Source organism: Pseudarthrobacter sp. NBSH8 (assembly GCF_014217545.1).
GTDB lineage: Bacteria > Actinomycetota > Actinomycetes > Actinomycetales > Micrococcaceae > Arthrobacter.
This window is the reverse complement of sequence record NZ_CP043178.1, coordinates 2,070,918-2,095,261: the sequence shown is the minus strand read 5'-3', so window position 1 is coordinate 2,095,261 and position 24,344 is coordinate 2,070,918. Positions and strand designations below refer to the sequence as shown.

General features: G+C 64.4%; 23 protein-coding genes and 1 tRNA gene. 13 read left to right on the top strand and 11 right to left on the bottom strand.

Going from position 1 to position 24,344, the window contains the following annotated elements; all coding sequences use genetic code 11:
- Positions 1 to 6: 6 nt before the first annotated feature.
- On the bottom strand, positions 7 to 273 hold the full coding sequence (locus tag FYJ92_RS09660) for a hypothetical protein (RefSeq protein WP_185260544.1): 267 nt from the start codon (positions 271 to 273) through the stop codon (positions 7 to 9).
- A 39-nt stretch (positions 274 to 312) separates the two neighbouring features.
- Here FYJ92_RS09660 and FYJ92_RS09655 point away from each other — a divergent pair, with 39 nt between their 5' ends.
- The gene (locus FYJ92_RS09655; protein WP_056339951.1) at positions 313 to 546 is read left to right on the top strand and encodes a DUF5703 family protein; all 234 of its coding nucleotides are present in this window, start codon (positions 313 to 315) and stop codon (positions 544 to 546) included.
- A 40-nt stretch (positions 547 to 586) separates the two neighbouring features.
- Here FYJ92_RS09655 and FYJ92_RS09650 read toward each other — a convergent pair whose 3' ends face one another.
- Complete coding sequence (locus tag FYJ92_RS09650; protein ID WP_185260543.1) at positions 587 to 1,747, bottom strand: acyl-CoA dehydrogenase family protein; 1,161 nt, start codon at positions 1,745 to 1,747, stop codon at positions 587 to 589.
- A 12-nt stretch (positions 1,748 to 1,759) separates the two neighbouring features.
- Positions 1,760 to 3,064 (bottom strand): M20/M25/M40 family metallo-hydrolase, encoded by a 1,305-nt coding sequence (locus FYJ92_RS09645; protein ID WP_185260542.1) that lies wholly within the window; start codon positions 3,062 to 3,064, stop codon positions 1,760 to 1,762.
- Positions 3,065 to 3,239: 175 nt separating this feature from the next.
- Here FYJ92_RS09645 and FYJ92_RS09640 point away from each other — a divergent pair.
- The 3 genes from FYJ92_RS09640 (at position 3,240) to FYJ92_RS09625 (ending at position 4,518) form a co-directional block, all read left to right on the top strand.
- Positions 3,240 to 3,322 (top strand) — tRNA-Leu (locus FYJ92_RS09640).
- A 73-nt stretch (positions 3,323 to 3,395) separates the two neighbouring features.
- Positions 3,396 to 4,010: a hypothetical protein gene (locus FYJ92_RS19015; protein WP_255482004.1), complete on the top strand. Its 615-nt coding sequence runs from the start codon at positions 3,396 to 3,398 to the stop codon at positions 4,008 to 4,010.
- Positions 4,011 to 4,215: 205 nt separating this feature from the next.
- The gene (locus tag FYJ92_RS09625; protein WP_056339942.1) at positions 4,216 to 4,518 is read left to right on the top strand and encodes a DUF4193 domain-containing protein; all 303 of its coding nucleotides are present in this window, start codon (positions 4,216 to 4,218) and stop codon (positions 4,516 to 4,518) included.
- 112 nt (positions 4,519 to 4,630) lie between these two features.
- Here the strand turns inward: FYJ92_RS09625 and FYJ92_RS09620 are convergent, their stop codons facing one another.
- Positions 4,631 to 5,095: a GatB/YqeY domain-containing protein gene (locus tag FYJ92_RS09620; protein ID WP_185260541.1), complete on the bottom strand. Its 465-nt coding sequence runs from the start codon at positions 5,093 to 5,095 to the stop codon at positions 4,631 to 4,633.
- Positions 5,096 to 5,213: 118 nt separating this feature from the next.
- Here FYJ92_RS09620 and FYJ92_RS09615 point away from each other — a divergent pair, with 118 nt between their 5' ends.
- The 4 genes from FYJ92_RS09615 to FYJ92_RS09600 all read left to right on the top strand — a co-directional run bounded on the left by FYJ92_RS09615 (position 5,214) and on the right by FYJ92_RS09600 (position 9,227).
- On the top strand, positions 5,214 to 5,957 hold the full coding sequence (locus FYJ92_RS09615) for a M50 family metallopeptidase (protein ID WP_185260540.1): 744 nt from the start codon (positions 5,214 to 5,216) through the stop codon (positions 5,955 to 5,957).
- A gap of 10 nt (positions 5,958 to 5,967) precedes the next feature.
- Positions 5,968 to 7,110, top strand: a complete 1,143-nt coding sequence (locus FYJ92_RS09610; RefSeq protein WP_185260539.1) for a glutathione S-transferase family protein — start codon at positions 5,968 to 5,970, stop codon at positions 7,108 to 7,110.
- A 4-nt stretch (positions 7,111 to 7,114) separates the two neighbouring features.
- On the top strand, positions 7,115 to 8,098 hold the full coding sequence (locus FYJ92_RS09605; protein ID WP_370525918.1) for a serine hydrolase domain-containing protein: 984 nt from the start codon (positions 7,115 to 7,117) through the stop codon (positions 8,096 to 8,098).
- Positions 8,099 to 8,174: 76 nt separating this feature from the next.
- A complete protein-coding gene (locus tag FYJ92_RS09600) occupies positions 8,175 to 9,227 on the top strand; it encodes an aromatic acid exporter family protein (protein WP_255482397.1) in 1,053 nt (350 codons plus the stop codon).
- On the opposite strand, the gene FYJ92_RS09595 is transcribed toward FYJ92_RS09600, so the two are convergent.
- Genes FYJ92_RS09595 through FYJ92_RS09585 form a run of 3 tightly spaced genes read right to left on the bottom strand, consistent with a single transcriptional unit; the run spans position 9,224 to position 12,864 of the window.
- Positions 9,224 to 10,150, bottom strand: a complete 927-nt coding sequence (locus FYJ92_RS09595; RefSeq protein ID WP_185260537.1) for a MaoC/PaaZ C-terminal domain-containing protein — start codon at positions 10,148 to 10,150, stop codon at positions 9,224 to 9,226. The two genes, FYJ92_RS09600 and FYJ92_RS09595, sit on opposite strands and share 4 nt — an antisense overlap.
- Entirely contained in the window at positions 10,147 to 11,487 is a 1,341-nt protein-coding gene (locus FYJ92_RS09590; RefSeq protein WP_185260536.1) for a 3-oxoacyl-ACP reductase, read from the bottom strand. Before FYJ92_RS09590 ends, FYJ92_RS09595 begins: the two co-directional genes overlap by 4 nt.
- A 9-nt stretch (positions 11,488 to 11,496) precedes the next feature.
- Positions 11,497 to 12,864, bottom strand: a complete 1,368-nt coding sequence (locus FYJ92_RS09585) for an acetyl-CoA C-acetyltransferase (protein ID WP_185260535.1) — start codon at positions 12,862 to 12,864, stop codon at positions 11,497 to 11,499.
- An 88-nt stretch (positions 12,865 to 12,952) separates the two neighbouring features.
- Here FYJ92_RS09585 and FYJ92_RS09580 point away from each other — a divergent pair, with 88 nt between their 5' ends.
- Together FYJ92_RS09580 and FYJ92_RS09575 are read left to right on the top strand one after the other, a co-directional pair.
- Entirely contained in the window at positions 12,953 to 13,618 is a 666-nt protein-coding gene (locus FYJ92_RS09580; RefSeq protein ID WP_255482396.1) for a TetR/AcrR family transcriptional regulator, read from the top strand.
- 53 nt (positions 13,619 to 13,671) lie between these two features.
- Positions 13,672 to 15,834, top strand: coding sequence for an acyl-CoA dehydrogenase (locus FYJ92_RS09575; RefSeq protein ID WP_185260533.1), 2,163 nt, complete (start codon positions 13,672 to 13,674; stop codon positions 15,832 to 15,834).
- 96 nt (positions 15,835 to 15,930) lie between these two features.
- Here FYJ92_RS09575 and glgA read toward each other — a convergent pair whose 3' ends face one another.
- Positions 15,931 to 17,139: a glycogen synthase gene (gene glgA / locus FYJ92_RS09570; protein ID WP_195808710.1), complete on the bottom strand. Its 1,209-nt coding sequence runs from the start codon at positions 17,137 to 17,139 to the stop codon at positions 15,931 to 15,933.
- Between the two features lie 101 nt (positions 17,140 to 17,240).
- On the opposite strand from glgA, the gene glgC reads away from it, so the two are divergent.
- From glgC to FYJ92_RS09555, 3 genes are all read left to right on the top strand, one after another.
- The gene (gene glgC, locus FYJ92_RS09565) at positions 17,241 to 18,650 is read left to right on the top strand and encodes a glucose-1-phosphate adenylyltransferase (protein ID WP_185260531.1); all 1,410 of its coding nucleotides are present in this window, start codon (positions 17,241 to 17,243) and stop codon (positions 18,648 to 18,650) included.
- A gap of 81 nt (positions 18,651 to 18,731) precedes the next feature.
- Complete coding sequence (locus FYJ92_RS09560) at positions 18,732 to 20,183, top strand: SDR family NAD(P)-dependent oxidoreductase (protein ID WP_185260530.1); 1,452 nt, start codon at positions 18,732 to 18,734, stop codon at positions 20,181 to 20,183.
- 44 nt (positions 20,184 to 20,227) lie between these two features.
- Positions 20,228 to 20,740 carry a pyridoxamine 5'-phosphate oxidase family protein gene (locus FYJ92_RS09555; RefSeq protein ID WP_185260529.1) on the top strand — a complete coding sequence of 171 codons (513 nt, stop codon included), beginning with the start codon at positions 20,228 to 20,230 and terminating at the stop codon, positions 20,738 to 20,740.
- A 49-nt stretch (positions 20,741 to 20,789) separates the two neighbouring features.
- Here FYJ92_RS09555 and FYJ92_RS09550 read toward each other — a convergent pair whose 3' ends face one another.
- The 3 genes from FYJ92_RS09550 to FYJ92_RS09540 all read right to left on the bottom strand — a co-directional run bounded on the left by FYJ92_RS09550 (position 20,790) and on the right by FYJ92_RS09540 (position 24,196).
- Positions 20,790 to 21,641, bottom strand: a complete 852-nt coding sequence (locus FYJ92_RS09550; RefSeq protein ID WP_185260528.1) for a transglutaminase family protein — start codon at positions 21,639 to 21,641, stop codon at positions 20,790 to 20,792.
- Positions 21,638 to 22,564 (bottom strand): alpha-E domain-containing protein, encoded by a 927-nt coding sequence (locus FYJ92_RS09545; protein WP_056339904.1) that lies wholly within the window; start codon positions 22,562 to 22,564, stop codon positions 21,638 to 21,640. Before FYJ92_RS09545 ends, FYJ92_RS09550 begins: the two co-directional genes overlap by 4 nt.
- Before the next feature lie 75 nt (positions 22,565 to 22,639).
- Positions 22,640 to 24,196, bottom strand: coding sequence for a circularly permuted type 2 ATP-grasp protein (locus FYJ92_RS09540; RefSeq protein WP_185260527.1), 1,557 nt, complete (start codon positions 24,194 to 24,196; stop codon positions 22,640 to 22,642).
- Positions 24,197 to 24,344 lie beyond the last annotated feature (148 nt).

Genomic DNA, 24,344 nt, shown 5'->3' with positions numbered 1-24,344 from the left:
GAGTCCTCAGTCCTCGAGAATTTCCAGGTCCTCGTCATCGTCGATGCCGGCTACATCGTCCTCATCTTCTTCGTCATCGAAGACCTGAAGGGGTGTAACTTCGTTGTAAGCCTCGTATAGTGCGTCTTCGTAGACTTCGAACGCATCCGCGACCGCAAAAAAAGCCGCCTCCACCGCGGGATCTCCATCGCCACGCCGGTTGGATGCTGCTATAAGGTGTTCTTCCAAGGCGGTTGTCAAGGACTGAAGCGCGACACGCGGATCGATGCTCATGACTTCACGTTAGCCGGAAAAGGACGAAAATGGAGAGCAATGAAAGAACATTTTCTCACCAGCTCGGTCCAGCGGGAACGGGACATTCTGAGGCAGTACGAGTACCTTGTGCTGACGGTCAGCCCTGACGATTCACTGCCTGACGCCAGGCGCCGGCTCGTGGAGCATTCCGAGTACGGCAAGTGGGAGCTGGAACGCAGCAAGCTGTATCTGGGCGGTGGCAGGCGCTTCTGGCTCCGCCGCCGGGTGATGCAGGTTCAGCGGACCGTGTAGGAAATTAACAGGCCAGCGGGCCCGGGGCCTACCGGCCCGTTCAGGCCTCCAACGGCCCCAGCCAGGCATTCGCCACCGTGTGATGCGCCGACTCGTCGTCTGACGGGTGGAACATCCCCGCCAGCACGTCCCGGTACAGGCGTTCAAGTTCTGACCCGCGAAAGTAGCTGGACCCGCCGCTCACCCTGATGGCCAGGTCCACAACGCGGCGCGACGTTTCCGTTGCGTTGACCTTCAGCCCCACAAGTTTGGGAAACCACTGCGGCCCGTGCTCAACGAGGGCATCCACATCGCGGGTGACGGTCAGCAGCTGGGGGTAGAGGATATCCATGGCCATGGCGCCCTCCGCGACCTTCCAGCGGATGTCCGGATCCTGCGCATAGCTTCGGCCGGCATTCTTCAACGACGTCCGGCGCTTGACAGCCTCAACACCAACGTTCAGCGCACGTTCGCCGATTCCGGTGTAAACGGCGGCCAGCAATGACTCGAAGCAGGCGAAGATGGCGAAAATCAGCGGATCGGCGTTGGGTCCCACGGGGAGTTTTCGGAAGATCCGCTCCGGCGGGACCTCGACCCCGTCCAGGACGGTGGTGTTTGACTGGCTGGCGCGCATGCCCAGCGTGTTCCAGTCGTCCAGGATGGTGTAGCCGGCAGCGCCGCGCTCGATGAATCCGTGCACCAGTTCGCCTTCGCCTGCCCTGGCCAGTGTGTCCTTGCCGAAGATTCCCAGCCGCGTCCAGGCAGGCGAGAGGCTGGTGAAGATTTTGGTACCCGTGAAGCTGTACCCGCCGCCCGGCAAGGGCGAGGCTGCCGTCTTTGAATCAAAGAGGACTGAGTCATTGCCGGCTTCGGAATTGCCGAAGGCATAGATCTCGCCGCGGGCAGTCTCCTGCAGGACGAAGTCAAGGGAATGGTCGCCCCTGGCGGCAAGGACATGGGCGACGCCGGTCCAAACCAGATGCATGTTGATGGCCATAGCGGTGGCCGGGGCAGCCGTAGCCAGCCGCCGCTGGCACTGCGCTGCCGCCTCGAGCCCAAGCCCCAGGCCGCCGTCGGACGCAGGTACAAAGAGCTTGAGGTATCCGGCGGCGGTTAGCTCGGCGAGGTCCTCAACGAAGAAGGTGTTGTCCCGGTCATAGCCCGCAGCACGGCCCCGGACAGCCTCCAGGAGCGGCTCCGGGAGAACTTCCTCAGGCGTCATCTGCTGTCCGGCTCAGTAGTTCGTGAGGAGCGTGTTGAGCACCCGGGCGCCGAACTTCAGCGAATCCACCGGGACCCGCTCGTCCACACCGTGGAACATCCCGGTGAAATCGAGATCGTCGGGCAGCTGAAGCGGAGCGAATCCATAGCCGGTGATACCAAGCCGGCTCAATGATTTGTTGTCCGTGCCGCCTGAGAGCGTGTAGGGAAGTACTTTTGCCCCAGGATCCTCGGTGTGGAGGGCATCAATCATGGAATCCACCAGGTTTCCGGCGAATGGCACCTCGAGTGAGACGTCGCTGTGTACGTAGCTCACGTCAACACCGGAACCGGCAAGCTCCCGCACGATCTCCAGGACGTGGTCCTGCTGGCCCGGGAGCGTCCGGCAGTCCACCAGGGCCTCAGCCGATTCCGGGATGACGTTGTGCTTGTAGCCGCCCTTGAGCAGCGTGGGGTTGGTGGTGTTCTGCAGGGTTGCACCCACAAAGCGCGCCACGGTGCCGAGCTGGTCCAGCAGGCGGTCTGGGTTGTCGGGATCGAATTCCACCCCTGTGAGTTCTGTCACGCCGTCCAGGAACTGCCGCGTGGTGGGCGTCAGCTCAATCGGCCACTTGTACTCGCCGATCCGGGTTACCGCGGCAGCCAGCCGGGTGACGGCGTTGCCCGTGTTGATCTGGGAGCCGTGGCCTGCCCGGCCGTGCGCCACCAGCCGGAGCCAGGAGATGCCCTTTTCAGCCGTTTGGAGGAGGTACGTGCGCTGCCCGCCGATAGTTGCCGAGAACCCCCCTACCTCTGAGATGGCTTCGGTTGCGCCCTCGAAGAGCTCGGGCCGTTGGTCGACTGCGTAGCGGGCACCGTACTCACCGCCGGCTTCCTCGTCGGCAAAGAAGGCAAAGATAATGTCGCGCTTGGGCTTCCGCCCGGATCTGGCCAAATCCCGCATCACGGCAAGGATCATGGCGTCCATATCCTTCATGTCCACGGCTCCGCGGCCCCAGATGAGTCCGTCCTTGAGTTCGGCACCAAAGGGATCCACCGACCACTGTTCACGCAGGGCGGGAACAACATCAAGGTGCCCATGCACCACCAGCGCGCTGGCGGACGGATCTTCACCGGCCATCCGGGTGACAACACTTGCCCGGCCGGGCGCCGACTCGAAGATCTCGGCAGAGAGGCCCACTTCCTCGATCAGCCCGGCTGTGTATTCGGCGGCCACCCGCTCCCCCGGTCCGGAACCGTCACCGTAGTTCGACGTGTCGATCCGGATGAGTTCCTGGCAGATCCGGACAACTTCATCTTCGGGACGGATTTCAGTCATTGGGCACTCCTCATGAAGGTGGCGGCTGCTGGGAACCAAGGGCGGATTCGCTTGCCTTCAGCCTACCCATCCGGCCCGATTTCATGTTCCAGAAAAGTTCATGTAGAGTCTTTCTCGCTGCTTCGGAGAAAAGCGAAAACGCTGAAAGGCGGAAACGATCTCCGAATTACCACCTGCGCGGGTGGCGGAATGGCAGACGCGCTAGCTTGAGGTGCTAGTCCTCGAAAGGGGGTGGGGGTTCAAGTCCCCCTCCGCGCACAAATGGGAAAACCCCTGAAATCCACGGATTTCAGGGGTTTTTCTGTTTCCATCCACGGCTTAAGCTTGACCCGTGAATCCAACCCCGCCGCCTGGTCCCCTTGAAGTCGTCGTCCACTCCGGGCCGGCCGACTGGTGGGTGATCCTTGCCGGGCTTGGACCCTTGGCGGTCTTGATTGCGGCCCTGCTGGCCTTCTACATCAACTGGCGCACCCTGGCCCAGCGAACCTCGGCCGATAAGACAGCACTCGACCAGAAGCGTGCAGCCGACGAGCAGGCCCTGCGGCAGAAGACCGAGGCGGACAGCCGGGCGGAATGGTGGCGCCGCACCCAGTGGGCGCTGGACCGCGCCTTGGATGACGATGACGGAACCAAGGTCCTGGGCCTTGCGACCTTAAACGTCCTGGCGGGCAGTGAACTGGCCCGAACCGAGGAGCTTGAACTGTTTGACGCGGCTTGGGAGAACGTCGCCAGCCAGGCCAGTGGTGACCGAACGGTGAGCGCAGGTACCCCTGAACACCGGCAGGTCCAAACACCACCGAACGCCGCGTCGATCCCGGAAAGGAAAGTAACCCCTGCCGGGCGCCGTGTTCAGGTGGCTGCCGCCAGGCTGCGCGTGACGCTCGATGAACGACTGAGGCGAGTTAGCCCGCCACAGACCAAAAGGTTGGCTAAGGACCGCATGTGAGCTTTAACTGACGGCGGCTGTGCGCTGGTCTTTTCAATGCTGCGCACCAGGGTGCCCAATGTCACCCGATGCCGATCCCAGCGGGTGCCCGCACGGAAATATAGGCTCCACAGAGAAATTTTCCTGCCAAGCTATTGGGGAATACCCGCCGGATGCTGTACGTTGCATACGCGACAGACGAACCAAAGAAAAGAGATACACCTAAGTGGCAACCGATTACGACGAACTTCGCTCCGACGTCAAGGAGTCGCAGGACAACTCACTCGAGGCACTGCAGTCCGCCAATGCACCGGACGCCCGCAGTGTCGTCCTCGAGCTCGATGAGGCCGACGGGCTGGATGGCGCCGGCGTTCCCGGAGGCGAATTCGTTGCCGAGGAATTGGTCGTGCAGGTTATCCCGCAGGCTGAGGACGAGTTCACGTGCTACTCCTGCTTCCTGGTCCGGCACCGCTCCCAGATTGCGCGCCAGAAAGACGGACACAGCTACTGCACTGACTGCGAAGGCTGATTCAAGAAACCCGGATACTCTTCCGTGGCGGCCGAGTTCCGCCAACAGGAAGTTAAGGCACGCCCACGTTCAGTAGGCGTGCCTTTCCTGTTAACAGGCTCGAGCTGACCGCTTAGGCGAGACGGCTGCGGACGATCTCGCTGACCGCCTTGCCGTCGTAGCGTCCGGCGACTTTGGCCGTGACAGGCTTCATCACGGCGCCCAGCTGGCGCATTCCGGGCTCTACGCCTTCGTTCCGCAGCCCGGCAATGGTCTCGTCAACAATCGCCTCGACTTCCGCGGCTGTCAGCGGCTGCGGCAAGTACGCTTCTATGATTTCGGCCTCGGCGATTTCAGCCGCCGCTCGTTCGGATTCGGCGGCTTCCGTGTAGATCCTTGCGGTGTCGCGTCGCTTGGCGGCCTCTTTCTGCAAGAACGAGGTCACCTGGGCATCGTCCAGGACAATGGGCGTCTTTCCCGACTTCTCCCGTGTTTCAATCTCGCCCAAGACATTGCGCACCGTTGTCAGGGCGGTCTTGTTCCGCTCTTTCATGTGCACCACAACATCAGCGTGCAGGCGTTCCTTCAAAGTGGTCACGGCATTCCTCGATTCGTTGAGCGCCCCAAAGCGGCAGGGCAGCAGGACAGTGGTGAACCATCCCTCTAGTACCGTAGATGGCTATGGCTGACAATCACCACTCCCGGCCCGGCCGGAAATGACCTTGATTCCCGAGCAATTGTGGCAACGCATCATTGAAGCCTTCAGCCGTGCCGCCATCCCCCAGGTCACGGTGGCCGAACTGGCTGTTGTGCTGGCGCTGGCAACTGCGCTGTCTATCCCCCGTGCCACCTGGAAGTACTTTGGACTGCTGGCCACCGCCACGCACGAACTCGGCCATGCTTTCGCCGCCGTCATGAGCGGCCAGAGACTGAGCGGGATCCAGCTCCGGTTGGACCACTCAGGCACAACCACCAGTTACAGCCGGGGCCGGGCCGCCGCCATCTGGTCGGGATTCTGGGGCTACCCGGTTCCGGCCCTGACCGGCGCCGCCCTGGTCACCTCCGGCTTTGCGGGCTGGGGACCGGCGGCCTTGGCCACCGGAACCCTTATCCTCCTGGTTTCGCTGGTGTTCATCAGGAACTTCGCAGGGCTGCTGATCACAGGCCTTGCCGTCGCCGGGGGCGGGTTGTTGGTCCTCGTTGTGCCCAGCAGCTTCACCGGCCATGTTGCAATCGTGCTTGGCGTGGCACTGCTCGTGGCCGCCGTCCGGGACCTCGCGAAGCTCACCAATGTGCACCTGCGGCGCCGTGACAGGCTGGCCAGTTCCGACGCCTATATCCTGTACCGCGCAACATCCATACCCTCCGGCATCTGGATCGCGCTCTTTGTCGCCGTTATTGCCGGCTCCTGGCTGGTGGCCTGGCAGCCCATCTCGGCAATCCTTACCGCCGGAGCCTAGGCTGGTTCGCATGAACCAGGAATATTCGAGCGAGCCACAGGCCACGAACGCCACCGCTGCCGGCAGCACTGACGCCGGCACCGGACACAGCACGCGGGGCGCCTATGTGACCGCCGGTGCCGAGTTCAACCGAGACACCAATTACATTGAGGACCGGATCACCCACGACGGCCGCGTTGGCGTCAGCGGCGAGCCGGGATGGCCAGTGGAAGCTGGCCGGTACCGGCTGATTGCGGCGCGGGCATGCCCGTGGGCGAACCGGACCGTGATTGTGCGGAGGCTCCTCGGGCTGGAAGACGCCATCTCCCTGGGCCAGCCCGGCCCGACCCACGATGCCCGGTCGTGGACTTTTGACCTCGATCCGGGCGGGGTGGACCCTGTGCTTGGCATCGAGCGCATCCAGAGCGCCTATTTCCGGCGCTTCCCGGATTACCCGCGCGGCATCACAGTGCCGGCGATCGTTGATATTGCCAGCGGCGCGGTGGTCACCAACAACTTCCCTCAGATCACCCTGGACTTTGCCACGGAATGGACCCGTTTCCACCGGGCCGGAGCGCCTGACCTTTACCCGGAGCACCACCGCGCCGAAATTGGCGCCGTCAACAAGCGCATCTTCACAGAGGTCAACAACGGCGTCTACCGCTGCGGCTTTGCTGGCTCCCAGGAGGTCTACGACGCGGCCTACACCAGGCTGTGGACCGCGCTCGACTGGCTCGAGGAACGGCTCACCGGACAGCGATACCTTGTGGGTGACACCATCACGGAAGCGGATATCCGCCTGTTCACCACCTTGGCCAGGTTCGATGCCGTCTACCACGGGCATTTCAAGTGCAACCGGCAGAAGCTGACCGAACTGCCGGCCCTATGGGGTTACGCGCGGGATCTTTTCCAGACTCCCGGTTTCGGCGACACGATCGACTTCGTCCAGATCAAGCAGCACTATTACATCGTCCACGAGGACATCAACCCCACCCGGATGGTGCCGCAGGGTCCCGATCCGGCCGGCTGGCTGGAGCCGCACGGCAGGGAAGCGCTGGGCGGCCGGCCGTTCGGAGACGGCACTCCCCCGGGACCGGTGCGCCCCGGCGAAGAAGTTTCCCCGGGCCACGGAGCGCCTCACATCAGGAAAGCGCTTTCTAACCGGTTAGGCTAGGCCCATGCAGAAATCTTTTGGATTTGCAGCGCCCGGCTATGAAGGCGTTTTGGATCTGTTTGAGGCGCTTCTCGCCGCGGATCCGCAGTACAGCGCCCAGCTGGCCGCATACCGGGACGGCGTGAAGATCGTGGACCTGTTTGGCGGGCCCCACATCACGGCCGATTCCATCACGGGGGCGTATTCAGTCTCCAAGGGCGTGGCGGCCCTGGTGATTTCGCTGCTCGTCCAGGACGGGCTGCTGGACCTCGACCGGACGGTGGCGCACTACTGGCCCGAATTTGGGTGCCACGCCCTCACCATCGGCATCATCATGGAGGAACTCTGCCGGCGGGTCACCGGGACCAGCCTGCAGAGCCTCTATGACCAGCGAATCCGCATGGCCTACGGCATCGATTTCTTCCTGGGTCTGCCCGAAGAGCTGGAACCGCGCTACCGGGACGTCCTCTACGACGTCGATCCCCTTCAACCATGGCTGGATCCACTGAGCCTGGACGGGCTTAACAGCAACGCGGCCGTCAGCTCAAACATGGAACTTCCCAATCAACGGACCGTGCGCGCCGAGGGAATGAGTGCCGCCGGCGGTGTGGGCACGGCGGAGGGCCTGGCCAGGCTCTACACGGCGGCCACAACCGGTGTGGACGGCCGGGCCCCCTTGTTGACCCCTGAGACCGTCAGCGCCATGTCCCAGGAGCAGGTGTGGGGCCTGGACCGTATGTCCGGACTGGACAACGCCTTTGCCGTGGTCTTTATGAAGCCGCACGTCTCGCGGAATTTCGGCAGCCACCGCGCCTTCGGCCACGAAGGAGCAAAACGCTGCCCTGGGGTTTGCCGATCCCGCGTACGGGCTCGGCTTCGGATACATCCCGCAGCGGGCCGAGGACGGACGCACCCAGGGCAAAGCGCATCGGCTCGCTGCGGAAGTCCGGCGGGCCGCGTCTGCCTTGTCGCAACAATCTGCCTTGTCGTGACAAGCGGCTGCACCTAGTGTGGGGCGGATGGGTGACAATCAAGCGCAGCCGCAGCGCCGGCCTGCCGCTGGATCCCGTCTCCTGAGGAATTCGGTGGCCGGTCTCTCGTCGGCATTCACGGTTCAGCGCCTGCAGCTGGCGGCGAAGGCAGCTGTAGCCGCCGGCCTCGCATTTGCCATTGCTCCCCTGATGCCGGGATCCGCTGCCGAGTATCCGTACTACGCGCCGCTCGGGGCGCTGGTGTCGATGTACCGCAACGTGGCCGGATCCGTGCGGCAGGGCCTCCAGGCGTTGGTGGGCCTCGCCCTGGGCGTCGGGCTCGCCTTTGCGTTGGTCAGTATCGGTGATCCGTCGCCTCTGACGGTCGCGGTGTTTATGGGAATCGGAGTGCTGCTCGGTGGCCTTCCCCGAATCGGCTCCGGCAGCGATTGGATTCCGACGGCGGCGCTGCTGGTTCTGCTGGTAGGCGGAAGCAACCGGGACGACTTTTCCTTTGGCTACCTCATTCAGATGGGCGTCGGCGTCGCGGTGGGCATTGCCGTCAACTTCCTGGTGTTTCCTCCCCTGCACTTCAAGGCGGCAGCCACCAGCCTGGGTAAACTCCGGCTGGCCCTAGGGCGGCAGCTGACTGACATGGGTGCTGCCCTGACTGAAAAGTGGCCTCCCGAGCACGAGGAGTGGTCCCGCCGGTCAAGCGAGCTGGCCGAAGCAGCCAGCAACGTCCGCTATCTCGTGCAGGAGGCTGACGCGAGCCGCCGCGCCAATCCACGCCGGCGGCTTCATCCCCGCGATGTGGATCTCGACTACCGCAACCTTCGTGATCTGGAGCGGGTGACGTTCCACATCCAGGACATGACAGAAGTCCTGTCCGATGTCATCTGGACAGACGACGCACCTTACACCGTGCCATTCAGCGACAGTGCGCCCCTGGCCGCAGCCATGACCGCCACCGGTGAACTCCTTGCCTCGTTCGATGGCGGGGATGAAGCAGACCAGCGGCGGCTGTTGGCTGCTTCAAAGTCAGCGGTGGAGGCCGGTATGGCAGCGGTTGCGGAGCGGGCCCAGGCAGATTCGGCCGCGACGGCGTCCGAGTCCATCCTCCTGAGCCTGCACCGTATCCTCCGGGCTGTGCGGCCGGCGTCCTAAAACGGTGCCACGGAGCCGCTGAAGTGGCGGCGGCCGGAGCGAGGGTTCCACGCCACAAATTCGGCCCGCTGCCAGCCTTCGCCAGGCGTCTGCGCCGTGGCGATATCCAGGGCGGTGATATCCAAGGCAACGCGGGCCGGCAGGAACACCGGCGCCTCGAACGTGACATCCCACGTGAACGTTTCGCCCTTGGCCGGCCCGACATCCGCGAGGGCCCTCGAGGCAAGGTACATCCCGTGCGCGATGGAGCGCCGCATGCCCAGGGCCTTGGCAGAAAGGACGCTGAGGTGGATCGGGTTGAAATCGCCGGAAACGGCGGCATACGCCCTTCCCGTGTCGACCCCCAAATGCCAAATCGCGGTGGGGTCCGGAGGCGTGAAATCGGCCTGGCCGTTGTGGGGCGTCGGCTTGTCTATGCCGGGGAGGAACACACCCTTGGCCAGGTAGGACGAGCGCCCGGTCCACTTGATGTCCGGTGTACCGGCGCCACGGATCTCGGCAACCACGTCAAGTTGTGTGCCGGCCCGGTGGCCCCGGAGGTTTTCAACCCTCGCTTGGATATCCAAGGATTCCGTGAAGAGCACCGGCGACCTCTGCTCTACATGGTTGCTGAGATGGACCATGCCCAGGAGCGGCAGCGGGAAATCGTCGCGGTTCATCACACTCATGGCCAGCGGGAATGCCAGCGCGTGGAGGTAGCCGGCTGGCAGGGTGTCCCTGGCAGTCAGCCCGATGAGGTGCTGGTACGCGGTGAGGTTGCCGACGTCGGCCGTTACCCCGCGCACTTCGTGGCCGGTGACCGGCAGGCTGGATCCGTTGTGAGTGCCCAGGACGCGGCGCCGCGCCGCCTGCGCGGCGGCATTGACGTACAGCTTGGACAGGGACGGCATCTCCCCCAGGATGACCGGCTGGACTGTGCTCATGCACCCACCAGGTTCTGTCCGCAGACCCGCAGCACGTCGCCGTTGATGCCTCCGGCGGCGTCGCTCGCCAGGAAGGCAATGGCCTCCGCAACGTCGGACGGCTGGCCTCCCTGCTGCAGCGAATTCAGCCGCCGGCCCACTTCCCGGACGGCAAACGGGATCCGCGCTGTCATGTCTGTTTCGATAAAGCCGGGCGCCACCGCGTTGATGCTCCCGCCGTTCTCTGCCAGAAGGGGCGCAGAAGCGCGAACCATACCCATCACACCGCCTTTGGAGGCAGCGTAGTTGGTTTGGCCACGGTTGCCCGCTATGCCGCTGGTGGATGCCACCGAAACAATCCGTGGTGAATTGCGGAAGTGCTCAGAGGCCAGGAGTGTTTCGTTGATTCTGAGCTGGGCGGCAATGTTGATGTTGAGCACGGAGCTCCAGCGCGGGTGGTCCATGTTGGCCAGCAGCTTGTCCCGGGTAATGCCGGCGTTGTGGATGACGATGTCCAAGCGGCCATGACGCTGCACGGCGTGGTCGATGATCCGCTGGCCGGCTTCTTCACGGCTGATATCCAGTTGAAGCGCCGTCCCGCGGACTTCGTTGGCAACAGCAGCCAGATGGTCCCCGGCCGCGGGGATGTCAACGAGGACCAGGGTGGCCCCGTCCCGGTGAAGGGTCCGGGCAATGGCCGCACCGATGCCGCGGGCGGCACCGGTGACCACAGCAACCTTGCCGGCGAGCGGTTTCTCGAAGTCAGCGGGCAGGTGGCCTTCGCCGGAGGAGACAGTCAGGAACTGGCCGTCGACAAATGCCGACCGGCCGGACAGGAAGAACCGCAGCGCGGCAAGGGCACTGGGGCTGGTGCTCTGCACTCCCCCGGCCAGGACGATGCCGTTTGCTGTTGCGCCGGCCCGGAGTTCCTTGGCCAGGGACCGCAGGAAGCCATCCACACCTTGCCGGGCAGCCGACTGTGCAGGGAACCTTGTTTCCGCGGCAGGCCGGGAGATGGTGATAATGCGGGCGCTCGGTCCGAGATCACGCAGCGAGGACGCTGCGGACAGCACGGGCTTTTCGAGGTCTTCTGGCCGGGACAGCTCATCCAGGACCAGAATGATTGCGCCCAGCTTTTCGCGGGGCACTGCGTGGCGCCGGACGTCCAGGTCCCAGGAAAGCAGCTGGGCGGCCAGTCCGTCGGCTCCGGCGGTGTTGCCCTGGACCAGGACGGGGCCGGTGACCAAGGGCTGGCCCGGCTTGTAGCGGCGCAGCAGTGCAGGCTGGGGCAGGCCCAGCCGCTTGGCGATGTTCCTGCCCAGCCCCTGGTTGACCAGGGTGGTGTATTTGTCCGTCATCCGGTGCCCCTAGAGTGCTTCGAGAATTGCGACGACGCCCTGGCCACCGGCGGCGCAGATGGAAATGAGACCGCGTGCCGGCCTTCCGTCGACGGTGCCCTTGGCCTGCAGCATCTTCGCCAGTGACGCGACGATGCGTCCGCCGGTGGCCGCGAACGGGTGGCCTGCGGCCAAGGAGGAGCCGTTGACGTTCAGCTTGGTGCGGTCGATGCTGCCAAAGGCGCCGTCGAGTCCCAGCCGGGTGCGGCCGAACTCCTCATCTTCCCAGGCGGCCAGTGTGCTCAGGACGGTCCCGGCAAAGGCTTCATGGATCTCAAAGAAGTCGAAGTCGTCCAGCGTCAGGCCGTTGCGGGCAAGCAGCCTCGGGACCGCGAACGCGGGGGCCATGAGCAGGCCGTCTTTGCCGTGGACGAAGTCCACGGCAGCTGCCTCTCCATCAACAACGGTGGCTAGCTTGGGCAGGTCATGGGCATCGGCCCAGTCTTCGGATGCGAGCAGGACCGTGGATGCCCCGTCGGTCAGCGGCGTGGAGTTTCCGGCCGTCATGGTGGCCTCGGCGCCCAGGTTCTTCCCGAAGACGGGCTTGAGTGTGGCCAACTTCTCCAAGGTGGTGTCCGCTCGCAGATTGGAGTCCTTGGCGAGTCCACGGTAGGGCGTCATGAGGTCATCGAAGAAACCCGCGTCGTACGCGGCGGAAAGATTGCGGTGGCTGTTGAACGCCAGCTCATCCTGGGCCTCCCGTGAAATGTTCCACTGCGCGGTGGTGAGCGCCTGGTGCTCGCCCATGGACAGGCCGGTGCGCGGCTCCCCCGTGCTCGGAGCATCGGGGGCCAGGTCCTTGGGCCGCAGCCGGCTGAGCACCTGGAGGCGCTGGGGAAGGGTTTTGGTGCGGTTGAGGTCCAGGAGCACTTCGCGCAGGCCTTCGCTGACAGCAATGGGGGCGTCCGACGCCGAGTCGACACCGCCTGCAATCGCGGAATCGATCTGGCCCAGCCTGATCTTGTTAGCCAGGCCCAGGACTGTCTCCAGGCCGGTGGCGCACGCCTGCTGCAGGTCGTATGCGGGGGTTTCGGCCGACAACGCTGAACCCAGGACTGCCTCACGGGTGAGGTTGAAGTCCCTGGAGTGCTTGAGCACGGCGCCGGCCGCAACCTCGCCGATCCGCTCATCCTGGAGGCCAAACCTGGCAATAAGACCGTCCAGCGCGGCGGTGAGCATGTCCTGGTTGGACGACTTCGTGTAAGCCCCGCCGGACCGGGCAAACGGGATCCGGTTTCCACCCACAATCACAGCCCGGCGGACTGGGCGCGCCGCGCCGGACGTCGTGGAGCTGGCGAATTCGTGGGGTCCGATGCCGGACTGTCCATTGACGGACATGGGTGACTCCTCTGATCTGCGACGGTTACCGATACCCAGCGTACCTGATACGCTGAGTATCGTGAACAACCTCCACTCAGAAGCCCCGATGCCGGCTGCCGGCGGAAATGCCGACGGCCGCTCGGCCCGCTGGCAGACCCACCGCGAGGAGCGACGCCGGGAGCTCATCAAGTCCGCACGGCGGGCCGTCCACGCGCTGGGCAGTGACGCCTCCATGGAGGAGATTGCTGCGGCCGCCGGAACATCGAAGTCAGTCTTCTACCGCTATTTCGGCGACAAAGCCGGCCTGCAGCACGCCGTCGGGGAAGTTGTCCTGAGCCAGATGCAACGCAAGATCCGCGAAGCGGCCCAGGGTGCCCAGACCCCCCGGGAAGGGCTCCTGGCCATGATCTCGGCCTATCTCCAGATGGCGGAAACCAGCCCCAACGTCTACAGCTTCGTCACCCGCTACGCGCCGGTGGACGCGGACGGCCCCCACGGATCGGCGGCCATTTCAGGAGCCTTGGGCCACTTCTTCGATTCCATCGGGGAGATGATCGCCGCACCGATGCGAACCCACCTCGGCGATGGCAAGGAAGCAGTGATCGGCTACTGGCCCACGGCGGCCATCGGCCTGGTCCGAAATGCCGGCGAGCAATGGCTGAGCACACCTGATTCGGCGGCGAAGCCGGACCAGGAAGCCATGGCCCGCCAAATCACTGCCTGGCTATGCGTGGGAATCGCGCCCGAGCTTAACCCTGCCAGCGCGCCATGATTCCGCCCAAAGAACCTCACACCCTCCTGTCAGAACCAACGAAGGACATTGACATGACCGAAGTAGTGGACCGCCCCACCGGCCCGAACGCAGCCGTAACGAACGCCGCCGTAACGAACGCAGCCGCTGCGGGCCGAGCCGCCACCAGCACCACCGCCGGCAACGGAACGGCTGCGCAGCCCGCCGTCGACGTTGCCGCCCTCGGCGAGCAGCTCCTAGGAAAATGGGCGGAATCCCGCCGGCAATCGCGCGTACTGGCCAGCGACCCAGCACTGCACAAGATCGAAGGACAGACGCACACCGACCACCGGACGAGGGCCTTCGGCCAATTGAAGTACCTTGTGGAGCACAACGCCGTGCAGCGGGCTTTCCCGACGGCACTGGGCGGTTCCGATGATCACGGCGGCAACGTGGCCAGGTTCGAGGAACTGGTCACCGCGGACCCGTCCCTGCAGATTAAGGCCGGTGTCCAGTGGGGCCTCTTTGGCTCGGCGGTCATGCACCTCGGCACGCAGGAGCACCACAACAAATGGCTACCGGGCATCATGAACCTTGAGATCCCCGGCTGCTTCGCGATGACGGAAACCGGCCACGGCTCCGATGTGGCCAACATCGCCACGACAGCGACCTACAACGCCGAAACCCAGGAATTTGTGGTCCACACACCGTTCCGTGCCGCATGGAAGGACTACATCGGCAACGCAGCCATCGACGGCCTCGCAGCTGTTGTGTTCGCCCAGCTGGTGACAAAGGGCGTTAATCATGGTGTGCACGCCTTTTACCTTGACCTCCGAGACCCCGACACAATGGACTTCCTACCCGGGATCGGTGGCGAGGACGACGGCGTCAAGGGCGGCCTCAACGGGATCGACAACGGCCGGCTGCATTTCAACAACGTCCGCATCCCCCGGACGAACCTCCTGAACCGCTACGGCGATGTGGCACCGGACGGGACCTACACGTCGTCCATTGCCAGCCCCGGCCGCCGCTTTTTCACCATGCTGGGAACCCTCGTCCAGGGCCGCGTGTCCCTGGACGGCGCCGCTGTGGCGGCGTCGAAGGTCGCCCTGACAGCAGCCATCCGCTACGCCACCGAACGCCGCCAGTTCAACGCGTCGTCCCACACTGACGAAGAGGTCCTGCTGGACTACCAGCGCCACCAGCGGCGCTTGTTTACCCGGCTGGCCACGACGTATGCCGCGGGCTTCGCGCACGAGCAGCTCCTCCAGAAGTTCGACGACGTCTTTTCCGGCGCCCACGATACCGATGAGGACCGGCAGGACCTGGAGACCCTCGCCGCGGCCCTGAAGCCGCTGAGCACCTGGCATGCCCTGGACACGCTGCAGGAATGCCGTGAGGCGTGCGGCGGCGCGGGCTTCCTGATTGAAAACCGCTTCGCCTCCCTTCGCGCGGACCTGGACGTCTATGTCACGTTTGAGGGCGACAATACTGTCCTGCTGCAGCTTGTGGCCAAGCGCCTCCTGGCCGACTATGCCAAGGAGTTCAGAAATGTCGATTTCGGCGTGCTGGCACGCTACGTGGTTTCCCAGGCAACGGGCGTCGCGATCCACCGCACCGGCCTGCGGCAGGTGGCGCAGTTTGTCGCCGATACCGGCTCGGTCCAAAAGGCTGCTATCGCGCTCAGGGACGAGGAAGGCCAGCGCACCCTCCTGACAGACCGCGTCCAGACCATGGTGGCCGACGTCGGGGCGGCCCTGAAGGGCGCCAACAAGCTGCCCGTCGAAGAGGGGGCGGCCCTCTTCAACCAGCACCAGAACGAGCTGATCGACGCCGCCCAGGCCCACGCCGAGCTCCTGCAATGGGAGGCGTTCACGGAGGCGCTGGACGATGTCACGGACCCCGGCACCAGACGGGTCCTGACCTGGCTGCGTGACCTGTTTGGCCTGTCGTTGATCGAAAAGAACCTGTCCTGGTACCTCATGAACGGCCGGCTCTCCATGCAACGGGCACGCACCGTTGGTGATTACATCAACCGGCTCCTGGTCAAGATCAGACCGCACGCCCTGGACCTTGTGGACGCCTTCGGGTACGGCGACGAGCACGTGCGCGCCGCCATCGCCACGGGTGCCGAGAAGGTCCGGCAGGACGAGGCCCGCGCGTACGTCAGGGCACAGCGGGCCAGCGGCGACGCCCCCGTCGACGAAAAAGCCCTGCTGGCGCGCACCTCCGCCGGCGGCCGCATCCAGCGGACCTGACCGCTCCGCGTTCCACTCGCGGGTAACGCACGACGGCGCCGCTCCCCCTCGGTGGGAAGCGGCGCCGTCGTGCGCTGTTGGACAGGACTGCTGTTGTTACTGCTGTCCGGCAGGAAGCACTGAGCGGTAGACCTCAAGGGTGGTCTCGGTGATGGATTCCCAGGAGAAGTGCTCCTCCGCCCGGCGGCGGCCGGCCTGGCCCATGGCACGTGCCCGTTCTGGATCGGAGACGACCTCTGTCAGGGCGGCCGCGAATTCCGTCACGAACTTCTCCGGGTCAAGCGGTGTGCCGGTACCGTCGGTGACCTGTTCCAGACCGACAAGCAGGCCCGTCCGGCCATGCTGGACCACCTCAGGAATACCGCCCGTAGCGCTGGCCACAACGGCTGCACCGCAAGCCATCGCCTCGAGGTTGACGATGCCCAGCGGTTCATAGATGGAAGGGCAAGCGAACGCTGTGGCATGGCTGAGGACCTGGATGAGTTCGTTCCGCGGCAGCATCCGTTCGATCAGGATGACACCTGTCCGCTGGCTCTGCAGCTCCTCGATCAGGCGGGCGGTTTCTGCTGCGAGCTCGGGGGTATCCGCCGCCCCGAGGCACAGCACAAGTTGTACATTGGCCGGGAGCTTCGCGGCAGCACGCAGCAGGTACGGCACGCCCTTTTGGCGCGTGTTCCGCCCAACAAACACCACGCTCGGCTTATCCGGGTCGATGCCCAGCGCACGGATAGCGTCGTCGTTTTCATCGCGCTGCCACAGTTCAACGTCGATACCGTTGTGGACCACCCTGACCTTGGCGGGGTCGACGTCGGGGTAGCTGCGCAGGATATCCTGCCGCATGCCTTCCGACACGGCGATGATCGCCGCTGCGGCCTCGTAGGCGGTTTTCTCAACCCACGAGGACAAGGCATAGCCACCGCCGAGCTGTTCGGCCTTCCACGGCCTCAAGGGTTCCAGGCTGTGGGCGCTCAATACGTGCGGGATGCCGTGGAGCAGGGACGCCAGGTGGCCGGCCATGTTCGCGTACCAGGTGTGCGAGTGGACCAGATCGGCCCCTGCCACATCCGGCACGATGCGCAGGTCCACGCCGAGCGTCTGGACGGCGGCGTTGGCAGAACCCAGGTCTTCGGGAACGGAATAGGAGGTCACCCCGGCACCGTGGTAATCGGCGTCGCGGGGAGCACCAAAGGCTCGAACCTGCAGGTCAACTCGCTTACTCAGCACCCTGCTCAATTCGGCCACGTGGACTCCGGCGCCTCCGTAGATCTCGGGCGGGAACTCTTTAGTCACAATGTCTATTCGCACGTTACCCAAGGTAGTCCTTCCGCACTATCTGTTCTAGTGTGAAGGAGTCCGGGCACGCCGGACTGTTTGGGGAGTTACGAAGGCGTACAGGAGCGACCACCATGCCGTTGAACAAAAGAGTTCTGGCCATTGTCCTCGCAGGCGGCGAGGGAAACCGGCTGATGCCACTGACGGCGGACCGGGCCAAACCTGCCGTGCCTTTTGCCGGCAGTTACCGGCTGATTGACTTTGCGCTGTCCAACCTGGTGAATTCACGCTACTTGCAGATTGTGGTGCTGACGCAGTACAAGTCCCACAGCCTTGACCGCCACATTTCCGAGACCTGGCGGATGTCGACGCAGTTGGGCAACTACGTGGCGTCCGTGCCGGCGCAGCAGCGGGTCGGCAAGAGCTGGTTCCTGGGCAGCGCCAACGCCATCTACCAGTCCCTGAACCTGATCCATGACGCCAACCCCGACATCGTCGTCGTGGTTGGCGCCGACCACGTCTACCGCATGGACTTTGCCCAGATGGTGGAACAGCATGTGCTCAGCGGGGCCAAGGCCACTGTGGCCGCCGTGCGCCAACCTTTGCACATGGCAAACCAGTTCGGCGTGATTGAGGTGGACCAGGAGGACCAGCAAAAGATCGCCGCATTCGTGGAGAAACCCGCCACAACTCCCGGGCTGGCCGCCGATCCCACCCAGTTCCTGGCTTCCATGGGCAACTACGTCTTTGACGCCGACGCTTTGGTGGATGCCCTCCACGTCGACGCCGAACGGCTGGATACCAAGCACGACATGGGCGGGGACATCATCCCCTACTTCGTCAGCCAGGGTGAGGCTGGAGTTTACGACTTCACCCTCAACGACATCCCCGGTTCCACTGAACGCGACCGGACGTACTGGCGTGACGTGGGCACTATCGATTCGTTCTACGACGCGCACATGGATCTCATCTCCCCGTTGCCTGTATTCAACCTCTACAACTCTGAATGGCCCATCTACACTCGGCAAAGCATCTCCCCGCCCGCCAAGTTTGTCCGCGGAGTGAATGACACCGTGGGCACCGCCCTGGACTCCATCGTCTCCAGTGGCGTGGTCATCTCCGGCGGCGTGGTGGAGGGGTCCGTCCTCTCCAATGACGTCTTTGTGGGTAACGGCAGCAGAGTCATCGACTCGGTCCTGATGGACAAGGTGAACATCGGCGAAGGTGCCGTGGTCAACCGGGCCATCCTGGACAAAAACGTGAAGGTACCGGCCGGCGCCGCGATCGGCCTGGATCCGGAACTGGACCGCGCCCGCGGTTTCAAGGTGACCGAGACCGGTATCACCGTACTCGCCAAGGGACAGCAGGTGCCTGAGCCTGGCGACGCGGAACGGGCGCTCGCCGCCCGGAACCTCCACCTGGTTCCTAATGCCATCCAGGCGGCCACGGCCAACTATCCCGAGATCCGCGAATCAGTGGAACAGGTTGCGGCCATTCATGCGGAGACGGCATTGCAGACCGCCCCGGGCGGCCACCGCGCGTAGGACGCAACGGGCAGGCCCGGCAGGACCGCTTGTCGCTGGTCCGGTCGGGCCGGATCTTCATGAGGCTGTAAAATCGGTACAATGAGCTCCCCAGATCTGACGCCTGAAGAAATCCAGGCCTGCCTCAAGGTTTTGAACACCATCCACGTTTACGACGAGGAACACCCTGACTATGTCACGGTGCGCCGCGCCACCGGGAAGATGTTCAAAGCCGTGAAGCGTCACCGCCGCGTGACCAAGCGGGACCTTATCTCTGAAACCGACCGGGCCGTCATTGCACAGACCGCTACGGCAGCACCGGACAGGATCGACGACGAGACCCGCGGCAACAAGCTGGAGACGTCGGCGACAGGCAAGGTGGCCGGGCACCTGATCCGTTCCCGCCCCTGCTATATCTGTAAGAAGCACTACACGCAGGTGGACGCTTTTTACCATCAGCTCTGCCCGGAATGCGCCGCCTTCAGCCACAGCAAACGGGATGCCCGCACGGATCTGACAGGCCGGCGTGCGCTGCTCACCGGAGGTCGCGCCAAAATCGGCATGTACATCGCCCTGCGCCTGCTCCGGGACGGCGCCCACACCACCATCACCACCCGGTTCCCCAAAGACGCGGCGCGCCGCTTCGCGGCCATGGAAGACAGCGGCGACTGGCTGCACAGGCTCCGGATTGTGGGCATCGACCTGCGCGACCCGTCACAGGTGATGGCCCTGACGGATTCGCTCAACGCCGCGGGCCCCCTGGACATCATCATCAACAACGCCGCCCAGACCGTGCGCCGGTCCGGCAACGCCTATAAGCCCCTGGTTGACGCCGAGGACGAACCGCTGCCCGCCGCATTGGAGCCGGCTAACGGCGGACCGGAACTGGTGACGTTCGGCCACGCCCACGACAAACATCCACTCGCCCTCGCGAGCAGTGTCACCGATCACCCGGTGCTCGCTGGTGACGCGATCACGTCATTGGCGCTCTCCACCGGCTCGGCCTCGCTGGAGCGGATCGCCGCCGGTACAGCGATCGACGCCGGCGGGCTCGTCCCGGACCTGGCCGGCATCAACAGCTGGACCCAGGTGGTGGACGAGGTTGACCCGCTGGAAATGCTGGAAGTGCAGCTCTGCAACGTCACGGCCCCGTTCCTGCTTGTCAGCAGGCTCCGGGATGCCATGAAACGCTCCACCGCACACCGGAAGTACATCGTCAACGTTTCCGCCATGGAAGGCCAGTTCTCGCGGGCCTACAAGGGCCCCGGGCATCCGCACACCAACATGGCCAAAGCGGCCCTGAACATGATGACCCGGACCAGCGCCCAGGAAATGCTGGACGCCGACGGGATCCTGATGACGGCTGTGGACACCGGCTGGATCACCGACGAACGCCCGCACTTCACCAAGGTCCGGCTCATGGAGGAGGGCTTCCACGCGCCCCTGGACCTGGTGGACGGCGCAGCCCGCGTGTACGATCCGATCGTGATGGGCGAAAACGGCGAGGACCAGCACGGGGTCTTCCTCAAGGACTACAAGCCCAGCCCCTGGTAGCGGGCCACTGTCATGGCCGTGGTGTTGGGCGTAGGCTCGGCGGCATGAACAGCAAAGCAACGTCCAACGGGCCAACGTCCAGCGAGTCCAACTCCACAGAGTCAACGTCCCAGGTCCAGAACCTGGAGCACCACGAATGCTGGGCCCTGTTGCGGACGGTCTCCGTAGGAAGGCTGGCCGTCCTGGTAGACGGCCAGCCTGATATTTTCCCCATCAACTATACGGTGGATGGCGGAACGTTGGTCTTCCGCACCGGCGCAGGAACCAAGCTGGCCGCCGCCTCGGGAGGTGCCGCTGTGGCGTTGGAGGCCGACGGTGTGGATGCCGATAGCGGCCTGGCCTGGAGCGTGGTGGTCAAGGGACCGGCTAAGGCCATTACAGGAACCGAGGGCATCCTGGACTCCGCGGCCCTGTATCTTTTCCCATGGCAGGCCGGGAAGAAGGACACATTTGTCCGGGTCAGCCCGGGCACTGTGTCCGGGCGCCGGTTCAAGGTGACCGCGCCCATGACGTGGTGGACCCAGCTCAGCGGAGCAGCCAAGGCAGCTCCCGAGTAACGCAGGGAAAACCCGGCCACGCCGAGGTGAAGTCTCCCGCCTAAGCTGCCTAAGCCAGGCGGGTGATTTCCACGCTCACACTCAGCGCCGAGCCTCCACCGCCGGACAGGATGCCCTTCAGCGGCGGTACGTCCCGGTAGTCACGTCCCCTGGCAACAGTGACATGGTAATCGCCTGCCGGCTTGTGGTTCGTGGGATCCCAGCTGCGCCACTCCCCGTCCCAGAACTCCAGCCACGCATGTGACTGGCCTGCGACAGTCTCGCCGATGGCCGCCGTCGACCTCGGGTGCAGGTAACCGGAGACGTACCGGGCGGGAATGCCGCAGCTGCGCAGCGCGCCGATGGCGAGGTGCGCGAGGTCCTGGCAGACGCCCTGCCGCTGTCCCCAGGCCTCCTCGGCATTGGTGGTGACTGCAGTGGAACCGGACATGTATGTCATCTCGCCGCGCATCCATTCGAAGATGGCCATGGCTGCCTCGTGCGGGTTCTTATCCTCCACGACACCTGGAATGATGCCCAATACCTCGTCACCGGGACCGCTCAGCTGGGACTGCGGCAGCCAGTCACTGAACGTATTCAGCGATTCCTTCGATGCCAGGACGTCCCAGCCGGCGATGTCAGCGCCGGCCGGGATTTTTTCCGCCCGGTGCACTTCGACAGTGATGTTGGAAACGACCTCCAGGTGGTCGTGCGGCATCTGCATGTCGAAGGCGGTGACCCGCGTGCCCCAGTAGTCCCGGTAGTTGCCCACGGCCGCCTGCGTCGGCGAGACCTTGAGCACGGATTCAAGGACCACCTGCTGGGGGTCGGTCAGCGGGGTCATGCGGGCTTCGTTGTAGGAGAGCGTGACGCGCTTGTTGTACTTGTAGGCCGTGGTGTGGATGATGCTCAGCCGGGTCATGAAACTTCTCCCACCCAGGCGAGCTCGTCTGCCTGATTGAAGTATTTACGGGAAATGGCGTCCGAGGCCTGCGAGACGGCCTTCTGCACGCGTTCCATGTGCTCGGGCAGTTCGGACATCAGATCGTCCGTCCGGTGGAACTCGAGGAACGTACGGGCCTGGCCCACGATCCGGCGGGCATCGTTGATGAAGCCCACGCGCTGCGCCGACGGGTCAAGCTTGGCGAGGCACTCATCAGCATCGCGCAGGGCGTAGACGATGGACCGCGGGAACAACCGGTCAAGGAGGAGGAACTCGGCTGCATGCTGGTCCCCGAATGCGGCCCGGCGCGTCCGCAGGAACGACTCATAGGCCCCCGCGCACCGCAGCATGTTGACCCAGGACATACCCGCAGAAAGGACATCCCGGGTGGAAAGCATCCGCGCCGTCATGTCCGCGCGCTCCAGGGACCGGCCCAGTACCAGGAACAGCCAGCTTTCGTCATGGCTCACTGTGGTGTCGGCCAGGCCGCTGACCATGGCCGTCCGTTCCAGCGTCCAGTTGCAGAAGCGGTACGTCCCCACGACGTCCTTACGGTGCTGGCTCAGCCCGTAGTAGGTGGTGTTGAGGCTTTCCCACAAGCCCGAGGACACGGTCTCGCGGGCACGGCGGGCATTCTCGCGCGCGGCTCCCAGCGACCCGGCGATGGAGGTTGCGCTGGTTTTGTCGTACGCCAGGGCATGGAGGAGTTCGGGCAGGCCGAAGTCTTCGCTCTGCGGCCGGGCACCCATCACTGCGAGCAGTTCCTGGGCCACCCTGCGGCGTTCGTCCATGGGGAGGTGGTTCAGGCGCTCCAGGTGCACGTCCAGGATGCGGGCGGTGCCGTCGGCCCGCTCCACATAGCGTCCGATCCAAAATAGGGACTCAGCAATACGGCTAAGCATTCGCGGTGACCTCCTGCGCGTCCGAAATCTGTGGGGATGACCCCGTGAACAATTGTGCCGGTTCGATGGCCCGGCTCACTGCTGCTGCTCCGACTGGCGGTCGCGCCAGTTGCTCTCCACTGGCCAGACGGATACCCGTTCGCGGATGGAAATAGTGGGCCGCGGAAGAGTTTCCACCGGCACCTGGGGTGAGTTTGCCAGCACCCAGGTGTCCTTGGAGCCGCCGCCCTGGCTGGAGTTCACTATGAGGGAGCCTTCCTTGAGCGCCACCCTGGTGAGTCCGCCAGGAAGCACCCAGACATCGTCGCCGTCGTTGACGGCAAAGGGGCGCAGGTCCACGTGCCGCGGACCGAATTTATCCCCACCGAGGGTGGGTACTGTGGACAGCTGCAGGACCGGCTGCGCGATCCAGCCCCGCGGGTCAGCGATGACCCGTTTGCGCAACGCCTCGAGTTCGTCGTTGGAGGCGTCCGGCCCGATGACCAGGCCTTTGCCGCCGGAGCCGTCCACGGGCTTCACCACGAGCTCCGCCAGGTTGTCCAGGACATATTCCCGGGCTTCCTTCTCCTCCAGCCGGAACGTGTCCACGTTCGCGATGACGGGTTCCTCGCTGAGGTAGTAGCGGATGAGGTCCGGAACGTAGCTGTAGACAAGTTTGTCGTCGGCCACGCCGTTGCCCACGGCGTTGGCGATGGTCACGCCACCGGCCCTGGCGGCGTTGACCAGTCCCGGGCAGCCGAGCATGGAATCCGAGCGGAACTGCAGGGGGTCCAGGAACTCGTCGTCGATGCGTTTGTAGATCACGTCCACGCGCTGCTCACCGGCCGTGGTGCGCATGTAGACGCGGTTGCCGCGGCAGATGAGGTCGCGGCCTTCCACGAGCTCCACGCCCATCAGGCCGGCCAGCAGGGTGTGTTCAAAGTAAGCGCTGTTAAAGACGCCGGGGGTCAGCACCACTACCGTGGGATCGTCGACGCCGGCGGGCGCTGTTTTGCGCAGGGCGGACAGCAGCCGGCGGGGGTACTCTTCAACGGGCCGGATGAGCTGCTGGCCAAATGCTTCGGGCAGGCCCTTGGCCATGGCCCGCCGGTTTTCCAGGACGTAGCTGACGCCGGAAGGCACCCGCACATTGTCTTCCAGGACGCGGAAGGTGCCAGCTGCGTCGCGGACCACATCGATGCCGGAGATGTGGACGCGGACTCCGCCTGCCGGCTCGAAACCATGCACCTGGCGGTGGAAGTGGGCGCTGGTGGTGACGAGCTGGCGCGGGATGACGCCGTCTGCCACCACATTCATTTTGTCGTAGACATCGTTGAGGAAGGCTTCCAGTGCCCGGACGCGCTGTGCGACGCCCTTTTCGAGCACGGTCCATTCATCAGCGGGGATAACGCGGGGGACGATGTCGAGCGGAAACGGCCGCTCCTCCCCCGCGAAGTCGAAGGTCACGCCGCGATCCAGGAAGGTCCGTGCCATGGAGTCCGCCCGGGCGCTGACGTCGGCCAGGGAGAGCTTGCTAAGGGCATCGGCCACCTGGCCGTACGACTCACGTGCTTCCTGGCCGGGAGTGAACATCTCGTCGTAGGCGCCCGTGCGCCCGGCGGCCTCGGAGTAATCCTGGAATAGGTCTGACATGTCCTTTAGCCAACCATCTTTTTGTTTCGAATTCATTACCGCCATCCATTGTGGCGTGTTGCCGCCAGGCAACGGCGGTTCGTTGAATCCGTGTTCTATCCGGCAAGGTTAGTGAGTGCCAGAGACAAGTAATCCCGGGAGTTCCGGA